The sequence below is a fragment of the Myxococcales bacterium genome, assembly GCA_016699535.1.
Classification (GTDB): domain Bacteria; phylum Myxococcota_A; class Polyangia; order Polyangiales.
The window spans coordinates 3,386,761-3,410,705 of sequence record CP064980.1 but is presented as its reverse complement, the minus strand read 5'-3'; the positions used below and the strand labels follow the sequence as shown (position 1 = coordinate 3,410,705).

General features: G+C 51.5%; 20 protein-coding genes and 2 pseudogenes. 8 read left to right on the top strand and 14 right to left on the bottom strand.

The genetic code is table 11. The annotated features are described in order from the left end of the window. The 4 genes from IPJ88_16065 (at position 1) to murF (ending at position 4,337) form a co-directional block, all read left to right on the top strand. The gene (locus IPJ88_16065) at positions 1-915 is read left to right on the top strand and encodes a sulfate adenylyltransferase subunit 2 (GenBank protein QQR89686.1); all 915 of its coding nucleotides are present in this window, start codon (positions 1-3) and stop codon (positions 913-915) included. Further along, complete coding sequence (locus IPJ88_16060; GenBank protein QQR89685.1) at positions 875-2,236, top strand: 50S ribosome-binding GTPase; 1,362 nt, start codon at positions 875-877, stop codon at positions 2,234-2,236. Before IPJ88_16065 ends, IPJ88_16060 begins: the two co-directional genes overlap by 41 nt. A gap of 29 nt (positions 2,237-2,265) precedes the next feature. Next, positions 2,266-2,925, top strand: coding sequence for a dethiobiotin synthase (gene bioD, locus IPJ88_16055; protein ID QQR92063.1), 660 nt, complete (start codon positions 2,266-2,268; stop codon positions 2,923-2,925). 83 nt (positions 2,926-3,008) lie between these two features. Then, a complete protein-coding gene (gene murF, locus IPJ88_16050; protein ID QQR89684.1) occupies positions 3,009-4,337 on the top strand; it encodes a UDP-N-acetylmuramoyl-tripeptide--D-alanyl-D-alanine ligase in 1,329 nt (442 codons plus the stop codon). A 61-nt stretch (positions 4,338-4,398) separates the two neighbouring features. On the opposite strand, the gene IPJ88_16045 is transcribed toward murF, so the two are convergent. Beyond that, on the bottom strand, positions 4,399-5,559 hold the full coding sequence (locus IPJ88_16045; protein ID QQR89683.1) for a hypothetical protein: 1,161 nt from the start codon (positions 5,557-5,559) through the stop codon (positions 4,399-4,401). A 567-nt stretch (positions 5,560-6,126) separates the two neighbouring features. Here IPJ88_16045 and IPJ88_16040 point away from each other — a divergent pair. Next, positions 6,127-6,810, top strand: a complete 684-nt coding sequence (locus tag IPJ88_16040; protein QQR89682.1) for an outer membrane lipoprotein carrier protein LolA — start codon at positions 6,127-6,129, stop codon at positions 6,808-6,810. Between the two features lie 7 nt (positions 6,811-6,817). Here IPJ88_16040 and IPJ88_16035 read toward each other — a convergent pair whose 3' ends face one another. The 11 genes and pseudogenes from IPJ88_16035 to proB all read right to left on the bottom strand — a co-directional run bounded on the left by IPJ88_16035 (position 6,818) and on the right by proB (position 16,886). Next, complete coding sequence (locus IPJ88_16035) at positions 6,818-8,194, bottom strand: AgmX/PglI C-terminal domain-containing protein (GenBank protein ID QQR89681.1); 1,377 nt, start codon at positions 8,192-8,194, stop codon at positions 6,818-6,820. A gap of 4 nt (positions 8,195-8,198) precedes the next feature. Beyond that, on the bottom strand, positions 8,199-10,199 hold the full coding sequence (locus tag IPJ88_16030; protein ID QQR89680.1) for a von Willebrand factor type A domain-containing protein: 2,001 nt from the start codon (positions 10,197-10,199) through the stop codon (positions 8,199-8,201). Then, positions 10,192-10,704 carry a sigma-70 family RNA polymerase sigma factor gene (locus IPJ88_16025; protein QQR89679.1) on the bottom strand — a complete coding sequence of 171 codons (513 nt, stop codon included), beginning with the start codon at positions 10,702-10,704 and terminating at the stop codon, positions 10,192-10,194. The genes IPJ88_16030 and IPJ88_16025 overlap by 8 nt, the downstream gene beginning before the upstream one ends. Positions 10,705-10,855: 151 nt before the next feature. After that, the gene (locus tag IPJ88_16020) at positions 10,856-11,596 is read right to left on the bottom strand and encodes a hypothetical protein (protein ID QQR89678.1); all 741 of its coding nucleotides are present in this window, start codon (positions 11,594-11,596) and stop codon (positions 10,856-10,858) included. A 118-nt stretch (positions 11,597-11,714) separates the two neighbouring features. Further along, positions 11,715-12,122, bottom strand: coding sequence for a thermonuclease family protein (locus IPJ88_16015; protein QQR89677.1), 408 nt, complete (start codon positions 12,120-12,122; stop codon positions 11,715-11,717). Positions 12,123-12,280: 158 nt separating this feature from the next. Next, a complete protein-coding gene (locus tag IPJ88_16010; GenBank protein ID QQR89676.1) occupies positions 12,281-12,787 on the bottom strand; it encodes a hypothetical protein in 507 nt (168 codons plus the stop codon). Next, positions 12,712-13,518 (bottom strand): cbb3-type cytochrome c oxidase subunit I, encoded by an 807-nt coding sequence (locus IPJ88_16005; protein ID QQR89675.1) that lies wholly within the window; start codon positions 13,516-13,518, stop codon positions 12,712-12,714. The genes IPJ88_16010 and IPJ88_16005 overlap by 76 nt, the downstream gene beginning before the upstream one ends. A 68-nt stretch (positions 13,519-13,586) precedes the next feature. Further along, a complete protein-coding gene (locus tag IPJ88_16000; protein QQR89674.1) occupies positions 13,587-14,033 on the bottom strand; it encodes a 23S rRNA (pseudouridine(1915)-N(3))-methyltransferase RlmH in 447 nt (148 codons plus the stop codon). Between the two features lie 9 nt (positions 14,034-14,042). Beyond that, entirely contained in the window at positions 14,043-14,363 is a 321-nt protein-coding gene (gene rsfS / locus IPJ88_15995; protein ID QQR92062.1) for a ribosome silencing factor, read from the bottom strand. Positions 14,364-14,465: 102 nt separating this feature from the next. Next, positions 14,466-15,748: pseudogene (locus tag IPJ88_15990) on the bottom strand (glutamate-5-semialdehyde dehydrogenase). 4 nt (positions 15,749-15,752) lie between these two features. Beyond that, positions 15,753-16,886 (bottom strand): glutamate 5-kinase, encoded by a 1,134-nt coding sequence (gene proB / locus IPJ88_15985; protein ID QQR89673.1) that lies wholly within the window; start codon positions 16,884-16,886, stop codon positions 15,753-15,755. 57 nt (positions 16,887-16,943) lie between these two features. On the opposite strand from proB, the gene IPJ88_15980 reads away from it, so the two are divergent. After that, positions 16,944-17,849, top strand: a complete 906-nt coding sequence (locus tag IPJ88_15980; protein QQR89672.1) for a prepilin peptidase — start codon at positions 16,944-16,946, stop codon at positions 17,847-17,849. Between the two features lie 16 nt (positions 17,850-17,865). Here the strand turns inward: IPJ88_15980 and IPJ88_15975 are convergent. After that, a pseudogene (locus IPJ88_15975) lies at positions 17,866-18,205 on the bottom strand (hypothetical protein). A 243-nt stretch (positions 18,206-18,448) separates the two neighbouring features. Here IPJ88_15975 and IPJ88_15970 point away from each other — a divergent pair. Then, the gene (locus IPJ88_15970; protein ID QQR89671.1) at positions 18,449-19,177 is read left to right on the top strand and encodes a hypothetical protein; all 729 of its coding nucleotides are present in this window, start codon (positions 18,449-18,451) and stop codon (positions 19,175-19,177) included. Between the two features lie 4 nt (positions 19,178-19,181). Here the strand turns inward: IPJ88_15970 and IPJ88_15965 are convergent, their stop codons facing one another. Then, positions 19,182-20,213, bottom strand: a complete 1,032-nt coding sequence (locus tag IPJ88_15965) for a GGDEF domain-containing protein (GenBank protein ID QQR89670.1) — start codon at positions 20,211-20,213, stop codon at positions 19,182-19,184. A gap of 62 nt (positions 20,214-20,275) precedes the next feature. Between IPJ88_15965 and dnaE the strand changes: the two genes are divergently transcribed. Next, entirely contained in the window at positions 20,276-23,893 is a 3,618-nt protein-coding gene (gene dnaE / locus IPJ88_15960) for a DNA polymerase III subunit alpha (GenBank protein ID QQR89669.1), read from the top strand. Positions 23,894-23,945 lie beyond the last annotated feature (52 nt).

Genomic DNA, 23,945 nt, shown 5'->3' with positions numbered 1-23,945 from the left:
GTGGTGAATCGCGAATCAAAACCGATCCATTTGCTTGCCCTCGAGGCTGAGGCAATTTTCGTATTTCGGGAGATGTACCACGAAATGTCAAAGCCGGTGCTGCTGTTCAGTGGCGGGAAGGACTCACTTGTGCTGCTGCATCTGGCCCAAAAAGCCTTTCGACCGGCAGCCATGCCCTTTGCGATTATGCACGTCGATACTGGACATAACTTCCCGGAAATTATCGCGTTGCGCGATCAGATTGTGCGCGAGAATAAAATCGATTTAATTGTAGCCAGTGTCCAAAAATCGATTGATGAAGGTCGGGTGATGGACCCGACTGGCTTGCGGGCAAGTAGGAATCGCTTACAGACGGTGACCTTGCTTGATGCCCTAAAGGATTACGGTTTTGATGCTGCAGTCGGCGGGGGACGACGCGATGAGGACAGAGCGCGGGCCAAAGAGCGCGTGTTTAGCCACCGCGATGTGGATGGCCAGTGGAACCCCAAGAACCAACGCTTGGAGCTATGGTCGCTTTACAACGGACGCATCAATCCGGGCGAGCATTTTAGAGTATTTCCACTTAGCAACTGGACGGAGCTTGACGTTTGGGAATACATCCGCGCGCAGAACATCAGGATGCCTGACTTGTACTTCGCGAAGAAGCGTTCAGTGTTCGAACGAGACGGTATGCTTTATGCGCCATCATCTTTTATAAAACAATTGCCACACGAAAAGGTCTTTGAAGAGATGGTGCGTTTTCGCACCATTGGCGACATGACTTGCACAGGCGCTGTTCGCTCGAACGCGACTACGATCGATAGTGTTGTTAACGAGGTGGCTTCGGCTCGTGTGACGGAGCGTGGCGCGACCCGAGCGGATGATCGCACAAGTGATGCTGCGATGGAGGATCGAAAGCGTGAAGGATACTTCTAAAACCAAAGCCCCGGCTTATTCAAAAGAAGTCTTGCGATTTATCGTTGCAGGCAGTGTCGATGATGGAAAGTCTACACTAATTGGCCGTCTGCTCACCGATAGTCAGGCAGTTCACGATGATCAGCTGGCGCACATCAGGGAGGCAAGCAAACGCCGGGGCGATGAGCGTGCAGACCTTGCATTGCTCACTGACGGCCTTCGTGCGGAGCGAGAACAAGGGATAACGATTGACGTGGCTTATCGCTATTTCTCGACACCAAAGAGGAAATTTATTATTGCCGATGCACCGGGTCACGCTCAGTACACGCGCAACATGGTCACTGGTGCGAGCACGGCCGACCTTGCGGTGATACTCGTTGATGCGCGCCACGGTGTACTCGATCAGACTCGTCGCCACACTGCGGTCGTCTCCTTGCTTGGAGTCAAGCATGTTGTTTTTGCTATCAACAAGATGGACCGTTGCGATTACGATGAAAGTGTTTTTGAAAGCATTCGACAAGAGCTTTCCCAGTTCGTTGCAAAGCTGCCGGTACGCGATGTGACTTTCCTTCCGATCAGTGCATTGGATGGTGACAACGTCGTGCACGAAAGCAAACGAATGCCGTGGCATCGAGGTCGCTCCTTGCTTCATTTGCTTGAGACGGTGCATATTGCATCGGATCATAATTTTATTGACGCACGTTTTATTGTGCAACACGTCATAAGGTCACAGAGTCTTGCTGATTACCGAGGCTATTCGGGAGTTGTAGCGAGTGGGGTGTTTCGTGTTGGTGATGAACTTGTCGTTCTGCCGAGCATGGAACGTAGCCGGATTGCGAAGATCGAACTGTACGGGGAGTCCATAGAAGAAGCCCATCCCTCCATGCCTGCAACCATTGTTTTGGAAGATCACTTGGACGTTTCTCGTGGCGATATGCTGTGCAGACCTGCCAACCTCCCGAGTATTGCAAGTGATCTTGCAACGATGCTTGTCTGGTTAGGAGAAAGACCCTTGCAAGTTGGACAAGAATATCTCATCAAACACACGTTTCGTTGGGTGCGTGCCATAGTGATTGCGATCGATTACGAGTTGGATCTTCATACCTTGCATCGCAAGCCTAAGTCTTCTGGGCTTGAACGAAATGCGATCGGGCGAGTGCGCTTCCGTACCAAGACACCGCTATTCTTTGATAGCTACGAGCGCAACCGAATGACGGGTTCATTTATTATTGTCGACGAGCAAAGCAACGAGACAAGCGGGGCAGCGGTGCTACGTCCGATTAACACCTCGGTCGAACAGCTCTCAAAGCAAAGGCAGTACAAAGGTCTGGGATATTCGTGACCGGCACCGACACTGGAGTCGGTAAAACAATGGTAAGCTGTGCACTTATTGCTGCACTTCGCCATGCTGGTCTGCGGGCCGTTGGAATGAAGCCGATAGCTTCGGGAAGTCAAATGACATCCCAGGGGCTTCGTAACGATGATGCCTTGCGTCTTCAAGCAGCGGGAAGGGTCGCTGAGTATAATCTTGTCAATCCCTTTGCATACGAAGCTCCAATTGCACCGCACATCGCGGCGGCGCAAACGCATGTTCCCATTGAACTTGGTCCCATTGTTGAGTCTTTCTCTCAACTTGCTAAAATCTCCGATACTGTGGTTGTGGAAGGAGCAGGGGGCTTTCGTGTACCCCTTGATATCCACGGCACGACCATGGCTGAGATCCCCAAGCAGCTCGGGCTTGATGTTGTCATGGTCGTGGCCATTCGATTGGGCTGCCTAAACCATGCTTTGCTTACGGCCGAAGCAATACAATCTGAGGGGCTACGGCTAATCGGATGGGTAGCCAACTGCGTAGATGAAAACGTTCCTTTTTCGAACGAACAAATCGCAACGCTTTGTACGGCATTGAATGTACCACTTATGGGTAGATTGCCCCTTTTTGATTTAAAGCAAAGCCTTTCACCCGAGACCATCGCCGGGTACTTGACGATCGATTATCTCGTGTCAGATGCGAGAAAAGCAGAACTTTAGCCTGTGATCAAATGAGCAATGACAGAACCCAACTCTCTTCGAGTGCTTAGCCACCGCGGCCTAAGCGAGCCACACTGACGCAGATGTTCGCTGCGCTTGACATTCAAGGAAGCGTACAAAGCCAGATACAGTTTCCTGTGCTCAGCACAGACACTCGCAACTTGCGCCCTGGTTCGGTATTCGTAGCCCTGCAAGGAGCGAAGCACGATGGACATGATTTTCTCACAGCGGCAGCAGCTTCGGGAGCGGCTCTAGCAGTGGTTCAACGGATTCCCGAAGGAAGCGCGCCTCTACCCCTGCTTTGTGTAAATGATACCTTGTTAGCCTTTGGACATATGGCTCGCAGTAAACGTCGACATCTTTCGGCGAAAGTCATTGCCGTTGTCGGATCAAACGGCAAAACCTCAACCCGGGACATGCTGAGTGCTATACTGTCTGATTTTTTTTGCGTCCATTCAACGAAGAACAATGAAAACAATCTGATTGGCGTGCCCAAAACTCTGCTCGAAGCAAAGCAGGACAACGATATTGTCATTGTGGAGCTGGGCACAAGTAAAAAGGGAGAGATAGCGCGTGCTGCATCCATGGCCGAGCCTGACATTGTAGTGTTTACCTCGTTGAGCGACGAGCATCTTGAAGGTCTTGGCGATAGTGCTGGCGTGTTTCAAGAGGAGTGTTCTGTGTTCCAGTACTTGCGCCCTTCAGCAAAGGCCTTTATTCCAAGTCATCTTCGCAATGTCATCCGCGTAGCGCGTCTTTTCGCTGAAGATGTTCATCTGGTACCCAGTGTAGCAGGATCAGCACAGGGCGCACCAAGCCAAGCTTATATTGATAAACGAGGATTTGCGCGATTTTTTTTTGAAGGAAACTACTTAAGCATTCCCTATGCCGCCTTGGCCTTTGCAGACAATGCCAGCTTGGCGCTTCATGTTGCAAAGTCACTTGGAATGAGCTCGGCACAGGCTCAAAGCGCGTTGCAGGGGATGAGACCGACGCCGCTGCGTGCAGAGTTGCGGCTTGTTGGTGGCTTCCGCGTCCTAGCTGACTGCTACAACGCGAACCCAGCCAGCTTTAGAGTCGCGATTGAGACGATGGAGCAACTCCAAGGCAGGCGAATAGCTTTCATCGGAACCATGGACGAACTGGGAAAACAAAGTACCGTACTCCACCAGCAGGTCGCGCAACAAATCGCTACTGCAGGCTTTGATCGCATCGTGGCTATCGGCAAGTTTGCCGAGGTCTTTGCCAAAAGGCCTTTGTTTAGTTCAACGCCATGCATTTTGGCTCAAAGTGTTGAGCAGGGTTTCGAGCTACTCCGCGCGCAGCTTGTAGGCGGAGAGGCTATCCTTTTCAAAGCCTCGCGCCGCTTGAGACTAGAGCGTTTCATTGATCAATTGGTTCAAAGCCCTTGAAAGGCTAGTCATAGGGTCATGACGATCTTAAGGCTCGCCGCACAAGCAGGTAAAAAATGCTCTAGCGGTTGGACATTAAGCGCAGCGAAATATCATCACGTCTGCCACGGAAACTTCGGGTATAGTGTACAGCAAGCAGCTGCCAAAGCCCGAGCGCAGCAAGCGCGCACAGAAGTGAGACCGAAAGCGTTGAAAGTTCGGGGCTGATTTGGAATTCTCCGGATACCGACGAGGCTGGCGCTAAGGTACGCAATGCCTGAGAGATGAGCACAGCTCCACCTTGGGCAGGCCATGTTCGCAAGGCCAATTCCAAAAAAACGTACGCCGGGTACCAAAGCAGCAGGCATGTTGCCCAGATCCTGCAGCCGCCCGTGGTTTGCGCCTCCATGAAAGAGAGTAGGGACAAAAGCAAGAGCAGGCTCAAAACCAACCAAAGAACAGGTTTTGCCCAAGATTGCCATTCGATCTCGAGGACAGATATCGATTCGACTTGGGTGGCTATGGCCAGCCAGCCAGCTGTCACGATTACCGACGCGCCGACAAGAATGCGTGAGGTAAGCGCACTGCGGTAGTACGCGCGGAAAAGCAGACTTCCACATAGGACTGCCACGCCCAGGCCTAACCAAGGACCGGAATAAAGGCCTGCGGTGCTGCTGCGCACCCAAGATAAAAAGCCGAGACTTACAAAGCTTAGGACAGTCAATGCCCAGGCGCGATGAGCATAGGAAAGCTTAAAGGCGCCGATAGCTCCGATGATTGCGAAAATTGCTGCAACAACTAAGGGCCCTGGCTCAGCTCGAGATAGCGCTAACGCAGCCGCGGTGCCTAGGATGCCCACTGCGATGGAGCTGCGACGAATCAGCTGTTGACCAGGTTCTTTGGGCGCAAAATCGTCGAGCAAAAGAGTGGAAGCTAGCAATGGCTGAGGAGGCGCTACCGGTTTTTTTTTGCTGGGAGTTGCCTTCGATTGGCTTTGCGTGGCTTCGGCAGCTCTCTGCTCTTCATCCGGCATCAATCCTGGCACCTCCGAGTAAGTTTTCTCACGTACTTGCGATGAGATTGCAATTTGTTGTGAGGCGTCTTGAGCGTCGGGCTCTGGAGCTGTGCCTTGGTTTTCAGGCACATTATCACCAGACCAGGTTCCTGTCGGTGCAACTTCCGACCCCTCTTCTTGAGATGGATGTGCCGAAACGATATTTGGATTGCTTTTTGCGGTGCTCATAAATCGTTGCTCAACCCTTTTGAAAAAGACTCAAGCATAGGGGTTAGCGAGACTTATCATAAATCAAATCATTTGCTTCGTGTGACATTCGATGAATTTCAAAGCTTTAGATATGACACGATTGTCAGCATTCAAAGGCCAGTATTATCGTTGGTTGAGTAGAAAAACAGAAGACTGTGTGTGAAATGTTAGTAATTTCAGATAGTTAATGCTTTTCTTTGTCGATTGAGTTAATTTGGCACCCAAATTGCATGTGAAACGAAGTAGCGCTTTGTTTCTTAGCTTTCTTATTCTTTCTTAATTTTACAGTTTCTAAATTTGGATCTTGCCTTACTTGCTTAGTCCTTTGCTTTAGAGTCTACCTAACGCTTATTCGATGTCCCGGAGAGCCTATTTTCTCTCCGGGATTTTTTGTATGTGCGTTTTAGTGTAGATCATAGAGCGGCCCTGTGCCAGGACCGGCTGAGGGCAAATACGCTATAACGTTGAAACTGTTTGAGTTTTTGAAAAAATACCACAAAATCGTGAGCTATGAATAATTTTTCTGGCAAGCAGTCAAAGAAGCATATGAAACGACTACGAATTTATCTCACGGTATGCGCTTTTATACTGGGGATTCCGACCGGATCCTTCGCGGCGGACCCAAAAGTCGATGCAAAAACGGTCGCAGCCTATGTCCAGACCTTTTACGATCAGACCAAAAGCGTCGCGGCCAGTTTCTACCAAACGTACTACTACAAACTTTACCAGCGCTACGAGCGTTCCAAGGGTGAGGTCTTGTTTGTCAAACCCGGCAAAATGCTTTGGAACTACGCCAAGCCTAACGGCAAAAAAATCCTTGCCAATAGCAAGAGTCTGCAAATATTTGAGCCAGGTGAGGAAGGCAGCGCCGGTCAGCTCTTTGAGCAAGACATGAAAAACGCCCAGTTGCCCAAAGCCATGTCTTTTCTTACCGGTACCAGCCGCTTGGCCGATGATTTTCATTTTCGCCTGCTTGAATCGGCGTCATGGAAGTTTAATGGATACGTGCTTGAGCTGCGGCCGCAAAAACCTGATCCGAACTTTGATCGTATCTTGTTTTTTGTGGATGCCGATCCATCAAGACGCGGGGTAGTGCATCGTGTGCTGATCATTGACCACAGCGGCAATCGCAATAAGTTTGAGTTCTCAAAACTCAAGTTCAACAAGCCAGTCCCTACGAACACCTTCGCATGGAAGCCGCCAAAAGGAACCCGCCGCATAAAACCTTAAACGAACACTAGCCGCCTGAAGCAAACATAAAGGGATAACTTACGATGACCACTCCGCCACCTTCAGGTTGTGGGAAGTTCCAGCGACGGATGCTCTCGCTCATGCATTGGCTGAGCTCCGTGTGCTGAATGTCGCTTGCTCGCGATAAAACGTCCGCTGAGATGACTGAGCCGCCCTCAGCAATCACAAATCTCATGGTGATACGTCCTTCAAGATCTGGGCGCTCGCGCAGCGTTTGCTCGTAGCAGTAGCGCACCGTGTTGATGTTGCGTCTTACCACTCGGCGAATCACTTCTTTAGATAGCGTTCCGGTAACCGTCGCTTGCTGCGAACTGACACGTGGGGCATGACTTTGCCGTCCTTTAAGATCAAGGGTGCCTCGAATAAGTCCGTAATCGCCTCCCCCGTCGTTTCCCAGTCCTCCGATCCTGGCTAGTGGTTTGGATCCATTGGCATCACCGCCACCGCCGATACCGGTGCCATGTGGTCCGAGGCCGTTGAAACCAAATTGCGTTCCGGGAACCCCTTCATAGCTTCCCCAAAAGGTCTCAGCATCGATGCCAAGTGCGCGATCTTTCGCGTAGGGTGAATCACTGCTGTGCAGTGCGCCGGTGGATGCAAGCAGTACGCCAAGAATGCCCGCGCTCTCGGCCATTAGCATCGGCGAGAGCCGCGTTGAGCCTTGGCCATGATACTGAGCACGGCCGCTTTTTGCTTTTTCATCGGGGCGGCCAAGCTGGCCTGCATCGCCTTGCATCGCTTCGGGAGCCGATGAACTTGCATTGTCGTGGCCCACGCTCACAAGAATATGTTCCGTTTCGCGTTCATTGGCGTCGTGCACATAATCAACGAGTGCGCTATCGGGGCTAAGCAGTTCAATCGCTAGCGATGAAGAAGAGGGCGGCATCAGCCACATACCCATGACAAGCAAAAAATGAAAGAGCAACGAAGCTAGACTGTATTTCGTCGCTCGCCAGTCGATCGGATTGAGGGGTAAAGGGTGCTGAGCTCCATCGCTAAGGGAGAAATGAAAGCAAATCTCATCCAGACGAAAAGCCAAATGCTCGCCATCGCGCGGCGAAACCGAGACCTGTTGCTCGATCTTTCCTTCCGGCATGTCTAAAGGCGCGTGCTCAATGAAGGCTTCTTCTGGAATAACAATGCGAAAAGAGCCGTCTGGATCGCAGTGCAACAACGAGAGGGACTCGTCCTTGATGAGTCCCTCAGGACTGACAAATTTTGGATGCTCAGTATCCGACGATGAAAGCACAAAGTGATTGGGCAAGCGCAAATGCTCTGCATAAAGCACATCGTCGTTCCAAAGAATGGCAATATTAAGGGCTCGTTTCTCAAAAACGTTTGCTTTTTTCTCCAATAACTTCACGACTTCATCCTTTCAAACGCATGGCTGCTTTTACAAGTTCGATAAACTCACGGCGTTCGGTGTTTGCCAATGGGCCAGCGCTGCCTTGCCTGGCAAGCGTCAGCACTTGAGTAAGGTTGGCGCGTGCTTTATGGCTTGAGTCACTAAGCAATAAACCAAACTCCGCCACAGCTGCAGCAAAGGCAAAGTCGGGGCGCATCTGGATAGGGGTACTGCCACTTACGATGTGCTCGATGCGCTTGCTTTGATGTGCACGAGGCTCCTTATATCGAAGCTTAACCGTGGCCCATTCATCACTTTTGCTAAGCACGGTGTGCGCCGCAGGCTTTTGGTACTTCAACGGATCCACGCTCGGGGCATTGCTTTTGACGCCCACCGGCACGATTTCATAAAGCGCCGTCACCGTGTGGCCTGCGCCGATTTCGCCAGCGTCTTTGCTATCGTCGTTGAAGTCTTGATTGCTAAGACGACGGTTTTCATAGCCAATCAAACGATAGCTTGCGACTTTCTTGGGGTTGAACTCCACTTGGATTTTCACGTCTTTAGCAATGGTGATCAGTGTTCCGGCAAGTTGTTCGACGAGCACTTTGCGCGCTTCGCGTAGATTATCGATGTAAGCATAGTTGCCGTTGCCGCGGTCCGCCAGTTGTTCCAGACCCGCATCGTTGTAGTTGCCCTCGCCAAAGCCAAGTACGCTGAGAAACACCCCACTCTGGGCGTGCTTTTCAATCAAGTGTTTGAGTTCAGCATCGCTGCTTTGTCCGACATTGAAATCGCCATCGGTGGCCAAGATCACGCGGTTGATGCCTTCGGGATCGAAGTTTTGCTTGGCAATGTGATAGGCCAAGTTAATGCCTTCTCCGCCATTGGTCGAGCCGCCGGAGTAAAGCTCATCCAATGCGGCATCGATGCGCTGCCGCTGATTTCCGGGCGTGCTCGGCAAAACCACACCGGATGCGCCGGCATAGACCACAATCGCTACGCGGTCTTGGGTCTTGAGCGATTCGGTGAGCATCTTAAAGCCGCGCTTAAGCAAGGGCAGTTTGTTTTCATCGGCCATTGAGCCCGAGACATCAATCAAAAACACCAAGTTGGCGCGCTTGCGTTCGTCTGGTGCGATCTCGCGACCCTTGAGCGCAACGCGCAACAAACGATGCTGGGGCTGCCACGGTGCTTTCGCTAAGTCCGTACTGACGCTGAAAGGCTTGCCCGCTTTCGGTTCCGGATAATCGTAGCGAAAATAGTTAAGCAGTTCTTCGATGCGCACTGCGTCCGTCGGGGGCAGTTCTCCGTTTTGCAAATGTCGACGCGTGACCGAATAAGATGCTGTATCTACATCAATCGAAAAGGTTGAAAACGGAGAAGAGATAGTGTTTTGAAAACCTGACTCGTTGAGGGCTGCATAGCGCTCGGTATTAAAGTTCGGGGATGCGGGTGCAGCGACAACACCTCCACTTCCGTAGCCTATCCCTGTAAGCGGGTCGGCTGCCGTGGCTTGCTTGCGTCGTGACCTTCGAAGCGCATTGCGCGCCGGGCGTGCTTCTTTAGCGAATTCCATGGTTGTTGAGTTAAAGGCGACCGGGTTGTCCGATTGCCTCTCGAACGGTTTGGCGCTCGCCGATTCTTCTCCTTGAAACCGCTGAACAGTGGCCACTCCGCCAGCCCAGATCATCACACTACCTACTGCTGCGGCCGATAGAGCTGCAGCAGCCCACCATTGTCCTGGAACTTGTTTTAGCCAAGCGAGTGGTGAAGAGCTGTGCTCCGCACTTGTGACTGTCTGCTCTTTGGCAGCTTCACGAACTTTCTGCCGTTGGCTCTCATCTAACGCAAGTTCGCTTTGAGCAAGTGTTTGAAGCATGTGCACGGTGCTTTTGAGCGCTTCGGCTTCGTCTCGCAAGCTCTGCGATTGAGCGAGTTGCTCTTCGACAGCTTGACGCTCCTGTGCACCGAGTTCATCCAATAGATAGGCAAGCAGCCTGGCTTGTTGTTCTTCTTTATTCATGCTTGCCTCCTTTCTCTTGTTCTTTGTTCATCTTGTCTTTGAGGCTGCTTACGGCGCGGTGCAGCAGCACGCCCACTTGCGATGTGCTCATATCCATGACCTCGGCGATTTCCTTGTACGAAAGCTCAGAAGAAAACTTCAGGGAAAGAACTTCTTGTTGAGAAGCCGGAAGCGTTTGCATCCAATGGCGGATGCGTGTAAGTTCTTGCTGCTTTTCAACGTGCAGAGCAGGAGCTGCTTCTTGGCTTTGTAAACCGTCGGTCTCCAAGGCTCCCATTAGATGCCGCCTTTTGCGCAAGATGTCTCGGCATAGATTTTTGCAGACACTAAAGAGCCAGGCGCGAAGGTGTCCTGACACGCTTTGTTGCTCTTGCTGACAAAGTCGCAAGAAAGTTTCTTGCACGGCTTCGGCCGCGTAATGCGGTCCAACCATGCTGCTCGCGAAATTAAGGAGTGATCGTTCATGTTCCCTCAGTGCTTCTTCAATCCATTCGGTGTGTTTCATGCGGGACATCCCTTGAGCTCTACTTGATCAACGTGGCGCGGCTGTTTTTCTTAACAAACAAAATTTGGCATGAAAAATAGTTTAAAATTGCCAATTGTGGCAAGGAAATGCCAAAAAAATGACGAAGTTGGCATCTTGCCGCGACTTTCATCTAGGGCGCAGGCAAGCCAAAAAGCGGATCGTTGCTGTTCAGGCTCCCAAAGCCGGTTAGCCTTTTGGTTTTCGTTGTTTTGTGCTGGCTTCTGCTTTCGACCGGCTTTTTGTGAACGCGCTTTACGGGCTTAGTCATGCTTTGCTTGCCTTCGTCGCTATCGTGTGTTTGCTGTTCATGCAAGCTCTGTTTAAGCTGATCAAGCTTTGCCGAAATCAACGTTTGCTGTTGTTGCAGCTTTTCTCGAAGCACTCGTTCGCGTTGCGCCTGTGTGGCATAGCGCTCGAATCGAGGTTGCAGGTAAAGAAAATAGCTACTCCCCAACAAAGTCCCCAGAATGCAAAAGATGGCGAGACCTGTGCTCGATGCCAGTCGCCATCCCTGCTTTTGTCTGATGCGACTAAGAGCTCGTTCATGCGCCAGTTGAGTGGCTTCACGAGACAAGCGCTCGTGTTGCGCAGCTTGCAGTCGGAGGCGTACTTCCGCCGCGTGGCGCGCTAGAGCGAGCCTGTTTTCTTCCTCTGCAGCTTGGCGCTCCTGCTCGCGCTTTTTCTCTTCGTGTTGTTTGACAGAGGCCTCGCGTGCGGCCTGCTGGCGCTGCTCTTCGGCCTGTCTAAGCGCTTCTTGCTTCGCGAGCTGTGTTTGGATTCGAGCGTTCTCATCACGAACACGCTGCTTTTGAAGTTCCATCAGTTCCTGCAAGTTCGCCATCACTGAAGAATCGCTATCTGTTGCATGCATACTACATCCTCATGTCCTGCAAGCCCGCGAAAAACGTAGGCTCTACTTATAAAGACGTAGCTTGAGGCTATTTATTAACACCTTTGTGAAAAGAAATTTAAAGCCGATGCTTATTGGCTTATGGATGCTTTGGCTGTCGTCGATAGCTGCAAGCTAAGATGACAGAAGCTTCGGACCACATGTTTCTTTTCTTTTGCCTGGCTTGCTGCTCCGCTTGGACATAGAGCGCCGGCTCATAGTTGTATTTCTTTTTATCGGCTGGATAATCCTGACATGTGGGGCGATAGTAGCTGGCGAGACCTTCTTCAATGAGGCGAAGCGCGACGTCTTTGTTGTTGACGCTGACATGGCCGAGTACGCGTCCATATCGGTCAAGGCCGCTGCCCACGGGTCGAATCAAAATGCTTTCATCGAGCACGTATTCGCTTAGTAGATGCTTGGCGACTTTGCTGTAGGGCTGCCCGCGCTCTGGAGCATCCATGGCGGCCAAGCGAACTTTGAATTTGATATTGCCATCGGTGGCCACGAGCGTATCGCCATCAATGACTTTGATAACCTTGTAGTGATAACCCGAGTGGTCATTTTTTTCGGCGGCGACTTGGCCGATCGCAAAAGAGCAAGGGCTGAAAGAATTAATAGATAAACTTTTATTTTGCGTTTTGCGATCATCGTAGGGGATGTGTTCTATCCTAGCTGATCGCTGTGCCAGCTCGCAAGGAGGTTGGAAATCATGCCGAGAACAATGAGCAACGAAACAAGCGCTAGGCCTAGGTGAGAAAAGAGCAAAAGGTTGGTGCTGACCGCCATACCGGCAGCAGAACAAAGCATAGCCAAAGCAATCAGCACGCAAAGCGCAGCAAAGACACTCAGGGCAGGGAGGAGCTCCGGCAGGTGGCGATGGCTAACGCTGCGGGTGTAGTGAAAGGCACGTATGACAAGATAAACCAGCGGATACATCGAGACGATGCCTAGCAAGCTAAATGATAGGGCGGTCTGGGCACTGATGCCTGCCGCTGCCATGTGCTGTCCCCATACCGTGCAACTAAGCAAAGCAAAAGCAAAGAATGCATTGCGTTCATGGGTGGTTGCCGCGCTTGGTCTCTGCTCAGTGGAACTTAGCTTTTCAAGTGCGAATCCAAGAGCTGGCAGAATCGAAGTGATGAGCAAAGGATGCGCCGAAAACCAAAACAAATGTAAAAAAGAAAAGGGATCTCCCCAGCGCTGGCGCGAAACAAGGAAATGCTGTTGCTGCGCTCCGCGAGAGTAAGGAGCATGGTGAGCACAAGCACCGGAGAGGCGATGGAAATCGCAAGGCTATGGGCGTAGAGTGACCAAAGCGAGGCTGGCAGGTCTCGTTTGCTAGGCGTGGACTTGCGTTGCCAAGCGTAGATCGTCGAGACGACATTGATTGCAGATAAGAGCAGTGAAACGGCAATCAAGGCGATGCCAATCAACAACCAAGGCGTTTCAGCTCCACTTAAGGCCGAATCATAGCTCGTTTGCAGGAGCCAGCTTCTGCTAAGCTCTGTCGGCTTTTGCAATGCCACACTCGTCAGGACCGAAACTGTTCCGCCGAGGTAGAGAAAAAAACTAGCGATTGCAATTTTAGGCATAGCAAAGCTTGTTTCATCAAGGTGCGATTTGAGAATGAAGGTGCTGCTTAGTTGAAAGAGCGTTGGAATGATAAACAGAAAGACTAGAATCATGTCCGACGCTTGCAGTGCTAGGACTGTTTGCCTGCCTTGTAGATGAAAAAGCGCCGGAACCCGCAACGCGATCACTTGAAAAAAGGCCAAAGCAGCAATGGCTAAATAACCGCGACCGAAACAGTCTAGTGCCGACCATGCTGTGTCGCGTTGAAGCAGCCAACGAAAAAAAGAAAGAGTGACAGGTCTATCTGTGTTAGCGTTCGTCGCGTTCATGGCGGCAAACTAACTAAATCTATCGTTTTTTTCGCTGCGGCAAATTGTCGCAGCACTTGGAACATGCTCTAGCTCTCATGGGCGTAGGGTTCGTTCGCAAGGATGCTAAAAGCTCGGTAGATTTGCTCTAGCAGTAGCAGGCGCGCAAGGCGGTGGGGAAGGGTCATGGTGGAAAGCGAGAGCTTGAGGTCGGCTTGATCGGAAATCGTTTTGGGCAGTCCGTACGCGCCGCCAATGATGAACACCAGATGCTCAATGGCATCGTGTCTGGCGTGTTCGACGGCAGCGGCAAATTGGGGGCTCGTAAAGCTTTTGCCCTGAACCTCTAAAGCGATAGTACGCGAGCGTTTTGGAATGGCGCGCTCGATTTGCTCGCGCACGGTATCAAGCTGGGCGTCTTTGATTTCTTTTTCGTCAAAACGCGTAAAACGAGAGATACGCTTGCCGTAGTCTTGAATCAGGGCTTTGAGCTCTTTGTCTTTAAGCCGACCCACCGAAATCACTAGAACTTGCACGACGTAGCGCTAAGCTTTGAGTGCAACGCGCTTGGCATCCATCCAGAGCGTTTCAAGATCGTAATAAGGACGCGTGTGTTCGTGGAAAATGTGCACAATCACATCGCCGTAATCAAGAAGTACCCATGAGGCTTTCGGTAAACCCTCTACACCATGACATGGTGTGCCAAGATCCTTTTTGCTGCCCTCTTCAATATAACGTGCCAAAGCATTGACTTGACGGTCACTGCTGCCGCTCATGAGCACGATATAATCGGTGTAATCGACTTTGCCGCGCACATCGATGATTTCGATGTCTTTGGCCTTTTTATCGATGCCGATATTTCCGATGCCGAGGGCAAGTTGTTTGGCGCCAAGCTGGGTTGAATTTTTTTGAACGTTGCGAGCGACCGATGAACTTTGTTTAGCCAAACCAGAATCCTTTAAAAGATGTTAACGACGTATTTCCCCGTGTCCATAGCCTATCCACTTTAAAGCGCAAAGCTCATTTAAGCCCATAGGGCCATAAGCATGCATTTTTGTTGTAGAAATTCCGATTTCAGCACCCCAGGCCAAGTTCACCGCCGTCGTTAAATCGGCTCGAAGCGTTGATCAGGACAAAGCTAGCATCAATTTCCCTAAGCCAGCGTTGGGATTTTTCGTAGCTGCGCGTGACGATGACTTCGGTGTGGTTGCTGCCATGCTCTTCGATGTGCTTGATGGCCCCATCGATGCCGTCCACCACTGCGATCGATAAAATCAGATCAAGGTATTCGGTGTCCCAGTCCTCGGGGCTGGCGGCTTTGATGTCGGGGACGATTGCTTTAGATTGCTCATCGCCGCGTATCTCGACGCCTTCTTTTTTGAGCGCTGCACAGACTCTGGGCAAAAAACTTTTGGCGCAGGCTTGATCGACCAGTAAAGTTTCCATGGCGTTGCAGACCCCAGGGCGCTGCACTTTGGCATTGATGGCAATGCGCTCTGCCATGTCAAAATCGGCATCGCCGTCGACGTAGACGTGACATAGGCCTTTGTAATGTTGCACGACGGGTATTTTGGCATGCTCAGCGACAAAATGAATGAGCCGCTCGCCACCGCGAGGAATCACCAGATCAATGATGCCATGAAGGCCGAGCAGATGGAGCGTTGCTTCACGGTCCGTCGTGGGAACTAAGCTAACCGCTGCTTTGGGTAGACCTTGTTCTTCCAAGGCCTGCTCGAAGACCTTGGCAAAGGCCGTGTTGCTATGAAAGGCTTCGGAGCCACCACGCAAAATGCAGGCGTTGCCGCTTTTAAGACAGAGGGCCGCCGCATCAGCTGTGACATTAGGGCGTGACTCGTAAATCATCATGATAAGTCCCAAAGGCACACGCATCTGGCCAACTTGAACACCGCCTGGCGTAGTGTGAAGCCCCGTCACTTCGCCAATGGGATCATTCATGGCTGCCACTTGGCTAACGGCATTGGCCACGTCGTCGATGCGCTTTTCATCCAAACGCAAGCGATCCAGCAAAGCGCTACTTAGACCTTTGTCTTTAGCATACGCCAAGTCTTTTTGATTGGCTTCAAGTAGTCAGTTTTGGCCTCGCCCGCAGTAACTCAGCCACTTGTAACAGCACAGCGTTTTTCTTTTCAGTTGGCAAACTCGCAAGACTGCGCGCTGCCGCCTTTGACGCTAGCGCTAAATCAGTGATTTGGCTTTTAGTTTGCTCCCCACTTGTGTTGCTATCAGTCATGTTCTTATTTCTTGTCGTAGTGACTTGCATCGTAGATCACTACCATATCATCTCTGTGGACAATTTCATGCCCATCGTTTCGGCCCAAACACTCTGCAATTTCATGACTTTGAACGCCAATGAGTTTTTTTGCATCCTCTGCGCTGTAGCGGCTCAGCCCACGGGCGATTTCTTCGCCATGCTCATCAATGATGCGCACCGAATCGCCAGCCGCAAAATCACCTTGGACTTGAACGACTCCAGCAGGCAGCAAACTTTTTTTGCCTTGGACTAAGGCTTTGGCGGCGCCGTGATCAACGACTACGCTTCCTTCCGGATGCAAGGTATAGGCAATCCAATGCTTGCGTGACGCCAGGCGTGAGCCTTGAGGAAGTACAAGGGTGCCTACATCTTGTCCATCAAGTATGTACTGCAGGATGCTTCCGTCGTTACCGTTTGCTATCACCACAGGTACGCCATGTTTGGCTGCCGAGGCGGCCGCTTTGAGTTTCGAGTCCATGCCGCCTGTGCCGTCGGTGCTTTTTTCTTCTTTGACCAGATCGCTGACGGTGGCCATTTCGGGAACCAGGCTTACGCGTTTTTGCTCCGCATCAAGCAAGCCATCCACGCTGGTAAGCAAAATCAGCAAGTCGGCGCCAACCAGCCACGACACCATGGCCGCAAGATGGTCGTTGTCACCAAAGGTAATCTCATCAATCGAAACGGTGTCGTTTTCGTTTACAATCGGAACGAGTCCGTGATCCAACAGAGCGTTCAGCGCTGCGCTCGCATTGAGATAGCGATCGCGCGGGATGATTCCTGTCCGAGTGAGCAGAACTTGGGCTGCAGCCAGACCGTGCTTTGCGAAGGATTGCTCATAGGCTTGCATGAGATGGCTTTGTCCTGCCGCAGCCGAGGCTTGCAAAAGAGCCATTTCGGTGGGTCGCTCCGTGAGGCCAAGCCGAGGATAACCCCATGCGATGGCGCCCGAGGTCACCACGACGACTTCGCGGCCTTGGGCACGTAAAGCCGCAATCTGAGCCGCAAAGGCATCAAGCCAGCCGTTGTGCTTCGAGCCAGCGAGGACTTTGGAGCCCACCTTGATGACGACGCAGCCTGCTTCTGTGAGAGCTTCGCGTGGGTTTTCAAGGAAGTTCATGATCTCAATCTACCTTTTCTTTCTTTGTAAGTACTAACGTTTTACATTGCATGAATCATGCTCGTTTCTGACCTATCACCATGGTTTATACGCACTGTGGCTTTTGTGCTAGGCGCGGCGTGGGGCAGTTTTTTCAATGTGGCAATTTACCGATGGCCTTTGGAGATGTCGGTCATCAAACCGCCAAGCCATTGCCCTGCGTGCGGTGCACCTGTTCGCGCTTGGCAAAACGTACCTATTTTGGGCTATGTTTTTTTGCGAGGCAAGGCGGCGTGTTGTGGCGTAAAGCTTTCCATACGCTACCCTTTGGTTGAGCTATTGGGTGCTGTTTTAGCGCTGGCTATCGCTGAGCTGTGGGTGGTATGGGCCAGTCCCGATCGCTATATGCTTGCTGCCGTCATTGAAGCGGGCATCTATTTTACTTTCGTCGGTGGTTTGCTGGTTGCTACCTTCATTGATCTTGATTGTATGTTGATTCCAGACGAGGTGACCTTGCCAGGCGCTGCGTTGGGACTTGTTACGGTGAGCTTGCGCCAGGAGCCTGGCGCTCTTGATGCCGCGCTCGGCGCCGGCCTCGGTTACTTGGGTATTCAAGTGCTTTTCGTGTGGGGCTACGAGATACTCTTCGCTCGTCGCGGCATGGGCGAAGGTGATTCCAAACTTCTCATGATGATTGGTGCTTTCCTTGGCTGGAAAGGCGTACTGTTTTCTCTTATGGCCGCCTCATTTCAAGGCGTTTTCGCAGCTGCGGTGCTTTTATTAAGCGGTCGCAGTCTCAAGCCCAAAGGCGCCATCGAAGCACAGGAGCCAAGCCAGGATGAAGCGGATCCCGATCAAACGGATACGCCGAAAAGCAAAGGGCGGCTTAAAATGCCCTTCGGACCTTTCCTCGCGCTGGCTGCTGTTGAATACTTGTTCTTCGGCCCTACACTGGTTGAGGCCTACTTTACGATGCTTCGCTAAAAGCAAGTCCTGGCCGCTACGAGCGAGCTTTGGCTTTTTTAGCAAGTGCGCGTTGTTTGTCGAACAAGCGCGGTGTGCTTAGGCTTTCAAGCGATTTACGGTAGTCTGCGTCTTTGCTGCGGTTTTGAAGCGTACACATTGAGTCAATCAACTTCGTGCGGCTACCAAACTCTTTTTTTACGCTGCTAAGCACATCGTGCAAGTGCAATAACTTTGCATTAGAGACATGCTCAAGACCCTTATCTTCGTTAATCCGGTCAATCCACAACTCTTTGGTGGTAAGACCCTGCACTGCTTTGATAAGTGCTTCTTTATTTTAAGCGTTCTTTTACTTGGGTTAATGGCGTGGCACGCATAATACTTTTTCCTCACAAAGAAGGCGCTTTGTAGCACCAAGCCTCAAAAGCTGCAAGGCAATCTCTCGGCTGAGCTTCATCGTCCATTAACCCGGTAAAACAGCGGTTTTGGGGGTCGAATGGGAAAGCCTAGCGTTTTTTTAGCTTGGAAGCCAGCTCAAAAGTTGCGGGGGGTTTACCCTTTTACCGTGGCAAAGCTGTGTTTTTTGCGCACTTTTCGTTTTCCTGCGTTTAATCACATGCATGGCGGAAAATGGGCACAAGACAGAAGTCGTCGAGTACATTTTCGAATTCGACAACGCTCAGAAAGAAAGCTTTCGTTTTGTGTTTGATGCCCAGAGCTACCAGCTACAAGTTCCTGCCAAGCAAAACCTGCCCGACTGGACACGGCTCGAGTTTCATCAGTGCTCCAACTGTCCCTTGAGGAAGGCGGATTATCCGCACTGCCCGGCTGCGGTGGCGTTGGTCGATGTCCTTCGGCGTTTTGATACGATTGTTTCCCACGATCGCGTGCGATTGAGAGTCCGTGCGGCTGAGCGTATCGTTGCTCAAAAAACTACGGCACAAAGTGCAATCGGCTCACTGATGGGTCTTATTATGGCAACGAGCGGTTGCCCTCATCCCGCGGTGTTTCGGCCGATGGCTCGTTTCCATTTGCCAGTTCCGAGCGAGGAAGAAGTGATTTATCGGGTGGCCTCCATGTACATGCTGGCGCAGTATTTTCGCTACCAAACTGGTAAGGCAATGGACCATGAGCTTGGTGGGCTCACGAAAATCTATCGTGCCATGCAAAAAGTTAACATGGCGCTTGCTGCTCGGTTTCGGGCTGCCACCGAAACCGACTCGTCCGTGAACGCGCTTGTGCTGCTTGATACTTACGCGCAGACGATGCCTTTGATGATTGAGGATTCTTTAGACGACATTCGCCACGTGTTTAGTTCGTGGCTTAGTGCTTCGAGCGAATACGAGTAACGGTTTAGCTGCAGCGTACGCAGTTGCGGCCCGCTTCAATAGCGGCTTCTAAGGCGGAGCGTGCACGCCTAAACAGGAGTTCAGCGCCTTCGCTCGAGCCTGCTTGCACCACTCCCACGGTAATGGTCGGATGGATCTGCTGATCGCGCAAACGTATCGGTTCGGCTGCAACTCGGCGTCTTAGGCGTTCAGCCACATCGCGAGCCATGTCCAAAGGTGCATCACGAAGCAAAATCAAAAAATCATCGCCACCGTAGCGGCCAACCGTGTCTTCATCGCGTAAAGCACTCCGCATACGTACCGAAACACGTCTTAGAACTTCATCGCCAATCGCTTGACCATGCGTTTGATTGATGATTGCCAAGCGATCGACTTCGGCAACAACGACACTCATCGGAGACAGATTTTGTGTATCTGGAGAAAGAACTTGCTCAAGGACGGTAAGGACGTAGCCTTTTTCAACCTTGGGAAGGGGATAGAGCGCAGCATTGTCCGATTCGATTGGTGTTTTTCGATCGCTTGATCGCTCCTTGCGCGAGCGGCGCTCCATAAGAGCAATGACTTCCAGAGCCAGCGACAAATCCAAACACAGCAAGCGTTCTGCAACCGCATCCAGGTCCTGCTGTTGATGATTATTCAACGAAGCGAGGAGGCAATTGCTAAGCAAGTGAAATAGATAGTTGCAGACAAAAGCTGGTAGCTCAGCCTTGCCGTAGGCTGAGCCGAGGCGCAAACGCTCTTCAAAGTATTCTTCGGTGTGGATTTCATGGCCAAGATTTCTGATTTGTTTTTCAATCAAGGCATGCATTTCGTCGAGACGAAAACGTGGAATTACCGCATGATAGATCTGCTTGAAGTCCCTGAGTTGCGCTTCGAAATCATCTAAGATTTCCTGCTCGTACTTTTTTACATAGACCGAAAGTATTTGGCTTTTTGGCCAAATGCTTTCCGTTAATCCCATGAGCTGCAATCGGCGCCGCCTGTCATTTGGCCCGAGGTCAAGACGCTGGCAAAAGCTCTCAGAAGAGGTAGACATGCGACGGGGAGGGTATCAGGCCTTTTCAATCAAGGTAAGGCTCAGGTACATAATCTCGTTCTATGTCGAATTCACAGTTTGTTCATCTGCACGTTCACTCCCAGTACTCCATGCTGGATGGCGCTATCCGTATCAAGCAGCTTGCAAAGTGGGCGAAGGAGCAAGGCGCTCCAGCGATCGCATTGAGCGATCACGGCAACATGTTTGGGGCCATGCAGTTCAATAAAGCCTGTAAATCAGAGGGCGTGGCACCGATCCTTGGTTGCGAAATTGATTTCGTCGATGCGGTGAATCAAAGCCAGGGCCCGGGACAGCATCTGCTGCTGCTGGCACGTAGCCAGAAAGGCTACCAAAACTTAGTGAATCTCGTTTCCCGTGCTTGGATTAATGGCAGCGAGGATAAGCCGCGCGCTATCGACTATGAACTGCTTCATGCACACCGCGAGGGCCTTGTCGGTCTTAGTGCATGCATGGGCGGGTTTTTGGCACAAAGCATTTTGCAAAAAGGCTCTGGCAACGGAAAACTTGTGATGGGTCAGTTGGGTGAGTGTTTCGAGCCGGGTGCTTTCTTCGTGGAGCTGCAAGATCACGGCTTTGTCGAACAAAAGCCCTTGAACCGTATTTTGTGTGAGCTTGCAAAAAGCTTAGACTTTCCGATCGTGGCTACAAACGATTGCCACTATCCAGAAAAAAAAGACCATCGCGCCAAGTTGATTTTGCAATGCATCGCATCGGGTATGACTCTGAAGGATAGCGAAGCTTCCTATCACAAGAATGAAGAGCTTTATCTAAAGAGCGCAGAGGAAATGCTCGAGCGCTTCGCCGAGAAAACCGAGGCGATAAAAAACACTTTGCTCATTGCAGAAATGTGCGGCGGAGCGGTCGATCCGTTGAGCCCGCCTGTGATGCCTAATTTCCCCGTGCCCCAAGGCATGGATGACAACACCTACTTTCGCAAGCTGGCTAATGAAGGCCTCGAGAGTCGCTTTGCGGAGTTCAACGAGACGGGACGAGCGGTTGATCACGAGGCTTACCGAAAACGTCTTGCACACGAATGCGATGTCATCGTGTCGATGGGTTTTGCAAGTTACTTTCTTATCGTGGCTGATTTTATCAATCACGCAAAACAAAAAGGCATTCCTGTTGGCCCTGGCCGTGGTTCGGGTGCAGGTTCCATTGTGGCGTACGCCATGGGTATCACAGGCCTCGATCCCATCGAGTACGGTTTGCTCTTTGAACGTTTTTTGAATCCAGAACGTGTGTCGATGCCCGACTTCGATATCGACTTTTGTATGGATCGCCGCGACGAAGTGATTGATTATGTGAAAGAAAAGTACGGCAAAGAGAGCGTCGGGCAAATCGCCACCTTTCATGCCCTGAAAAGCCGAAGCGTAGTGCGTGACGTTGCACGCGTGATGGGTATGACTCCTCAAGACGCTGGCCGAATTGCCACGCTTATTCCTGAACCGATACAAGGCAAGAGCGTGTCGATTCCCGAAGCGCTCGAAAAAGAACCACGCCTTCGGCGCGCCTGCGCAGAGGATGCCGTCATCAATGAGCTGATTCAAAGTGCGCAAACACTTGAGGATCTGACGCGTCATGCCGGGATGCACGCTGCTGGTGTGGTGATTAGTGAAGGCCCTTTATGGAGTCATGTACCGGTCTTTGTGCCTGAGCCTGGCGTGTTGGTGACGCAGTACGATAAAGACGACGTTGAAGCAGCCGGTCTGGTTAAGTTTGACTTTCTCGGTCTCCGTACACTGACCGTCATTGATATTGCATGCCGTTTGATACAACGCCGTCCTGGCCAAAACAGTGAATTCTTTCGTATCGATCGTATTCCGCTCGATGATCCTGCAACTTTCGCACTGCTCCGTTCTGGCGAAACAACCAATGTATTTCAGTTGGAATCAAGTGGTATGCAGGCCCTCTTTAAGCAACTCATGCCCGATTCGCTTGAAGATGTGATTGCTGCTGTGGCGCTTTACCGTCCGGGACCGCTTGGCTCCGGCATGGTCGAGGACTTTGTGCAACGTAAGCACGGCAGGGTTGCGATCCAGTATCCGCATCCAAGCCTTGAGCCGATCCTCAAAGAGACTTACGGCGTGCTCGTCTACCAGGAACAAGTTATGCAGGTCGCCCGAAGCATGGCGGGCTACTCCCTTGGCGCTGCGGATTTGCTCCGCCGTGCGATGGGTAAGAAGAAAGCCGAAGAGATGGCCAAGCAAAAAGCGACTTTTGTGCAAGGTGCCACGGACAAGGGCTATCAGCCGCAAGATGCCGAAAAAGTGTTTGAGCTCATGTCGTATTTCGCAGGTTACGGTTTTAACAAATCGCACTCGGCGGCTTACGCGATGCTTACCTATCAGACGGCTTATCTAAAGGCGAACTTTCCCGTGGAGTTTTTGTGCGCCACGCTCACAGCGGATAAAGAAAAAAGTGAAAAAGTAGTGCGGACCATTGCCGAAGCGAAATCCATGGGCATCACTGTGCTTCCGCCGGACGTGAATGAAAGCGAAATTGATTTCACGGTGGTCTACAATGATGCGCCCGATGAGAGCTGCAAAGTAGTCAAAGGTAAACAGCGGTCCAGGCGAGGTAAGCTCTACGACCCCTATCGCCCTCGCTTGCGTTTTGGTTTAGGCGCAGTCAAAGGCATTGGCGTGGCCGCGCTGGATTCGATACTTTCTGCCCGGCGAAACGAAGAGACGAAGCAAACGCAGCCCTTTTTGGATCTTTTTGATTTTGCGGGACGAGTGGATTCTCGGAAAGTGAACAAAGGCGTTGTCGAAGCCTTGGTTCAATGCGGGGCGTTTGGAAGCGCCCATCAACCGCAAGGCATCAGTCGCGCGCAAGCCTTTGCGGCTATCGATATGGCGCTTGAGCGTGGAAAAAAAGCGCAAGCTGAACGTCGTAGCGGACAAACCAACTTGCTTGCTTTGCTTGGAGATGACACGCAACCCGATACCGTTCTTCGTTCCGAATTCCCCCGCATCGATGGGTGGAGTGATAAAGAACGTCTGGCGCGTGAAAAGCATACCTTGGGCTTTTACGTTTCAGGTCATCCCCTGGATCGCTTCGTATCGGAGCTCAAACGTTTTTGCAGCGCCAGCACTCAAAGCCTGAGTGCCCTTTCGGATGGCACCGAAGTAACGGTGGGCGGTATGGTCGAGGGCTTTCGAGAGCGAACCACTAAAACTGGGCATAAGATTGCTTTCTTTGATTTGGAAGATCCGGTGGGCCGTGTTGAAGTGATTGTAAGACCACGAGTGCTTGATAACGTACGAGAGATTCTTGGTTCGGGTGAAGGTGTGTTGGTCAAAGGCAGTGTTCAGCATGAACACGACCGGGGCGCCGCCGCTGAGAGTGGTGGGGCTGAACAAGGGACTCAAGCCAAGCTAGTCTTAAAAGAAGCCACTGCGCTGGGAGAGGCTTTTAGGGAGCAAAGTCGTGGCGTGCGGATTTCGCTCGATGTCGATCAAACCGAACCTGGTGTACTTAAAGCTTTGCGCGAAGCGCTCGAAGCCCATCCAGGAAAGTGTCCTGTACGCTTTGAGCTAAACTCCCAAGAGCAATGGGCAGTGCGTTTATCGGGTGACGGCTTGCGCGTTGATCCTTCCGAAGCGATGCTCAACCGCGTGCAAGGCCTGCTGCGCGGAGGCGGCTGCGAGCTAGTCTAGAGGCGCAGAATAGTATAAATGACCTTGTGCTCCATTACGATTATGCTTGCGC

Coding starts and splice junctions, on each gene's coding strand:
- IPJ88_16060 (QQR89685.1), top strand. CDS start 875: ATGCTGCGATGGAGGATCGAAAGCGTGAAGGATACTTCTAAAACCAAA.
- bioD (QQR92063.1), top strand. CDS start 2,266: ATGGTAAGCTGTGCACTTATTGCTGCACTTCGCCATGCTGGTCTGCGG.
- murF (QQR89684.1), top strand. CDS start 3,009: ATGTTCGCTGCGCTTGACATTCAAGGAAGCGTACAAAGCCAGATACAG.
- IPJ88_16045 (QQR89683.1), bottom strand. CDS start 5,559: ATGAGCACCGCAAAAAGCAATCCAAATATCGTTTCGGCACATCCATCT.
- IPJ88_16040 (QQR89682.1), top strand. CDS start 6,127: ATGAAACGACTACGAATTTATCTCACGGTATGCGCTTTTATACTGGGG.
- IPJ88_16030 (QQR89680.1), bottom strand. CDS start 10,199: ATGAATAAAGAAGAACAACAAGCCAGGCTGCTTGCCTATCTATTGGAT.
- IPJ88_16025 (QQR89679.1), bottom strand. CDS start 10,704: ATGAAACACACCGAATGGATTGAAGAAGCACTGAGGGAACATGAACGA.
- IPJ88_16020 (QQR89678.1), bottom strand. CDS start 11,596: ATGCATGCAACAGATAGCGATTCTTCAGTGATGGCGAACTTGCAGGAA.
- IPJ88_16005 (QQR89675.1), bottom strand. CDS start 13,518: ATGAACGCGACGAACGCTAACACAGATAGACCTGTCACTCTTTCTTTT.
- proB (QQR89673.1), bottom strand. CDS start 16,886: ATGAACTTCCTTGAAAACCCACGCGAAGCTCTCACAGAAGCAGGCTGC.
- IPJ88_15980 (QQR89672.1), top strand. CDS start 16,944: ATGCTCGTTTCTGACCTATCACCATGGTTTATACGCACTGTGGCTTTT.
- IPJ88_15970 (QQR89671.1), top strand. CDS start 18,449: ATGGCGGAAAATGGGCACAAGACAGAAGTCGTCGAGTACATTTTCGAA.
- IPJ88_15965 (QQR89670.1), bottom strand. CDS start 20,213: ATGTCTACCTCTTCTGAGAGCTTTTGCCAGCGTCTTGACCTCGGGCCA.
- dnaE (QQR89669.1), top strand. CDS start 20,276: ATGTCGAATTCACAGTTTGTTCATCTGCACGTTCACTCCCAGTACTCC.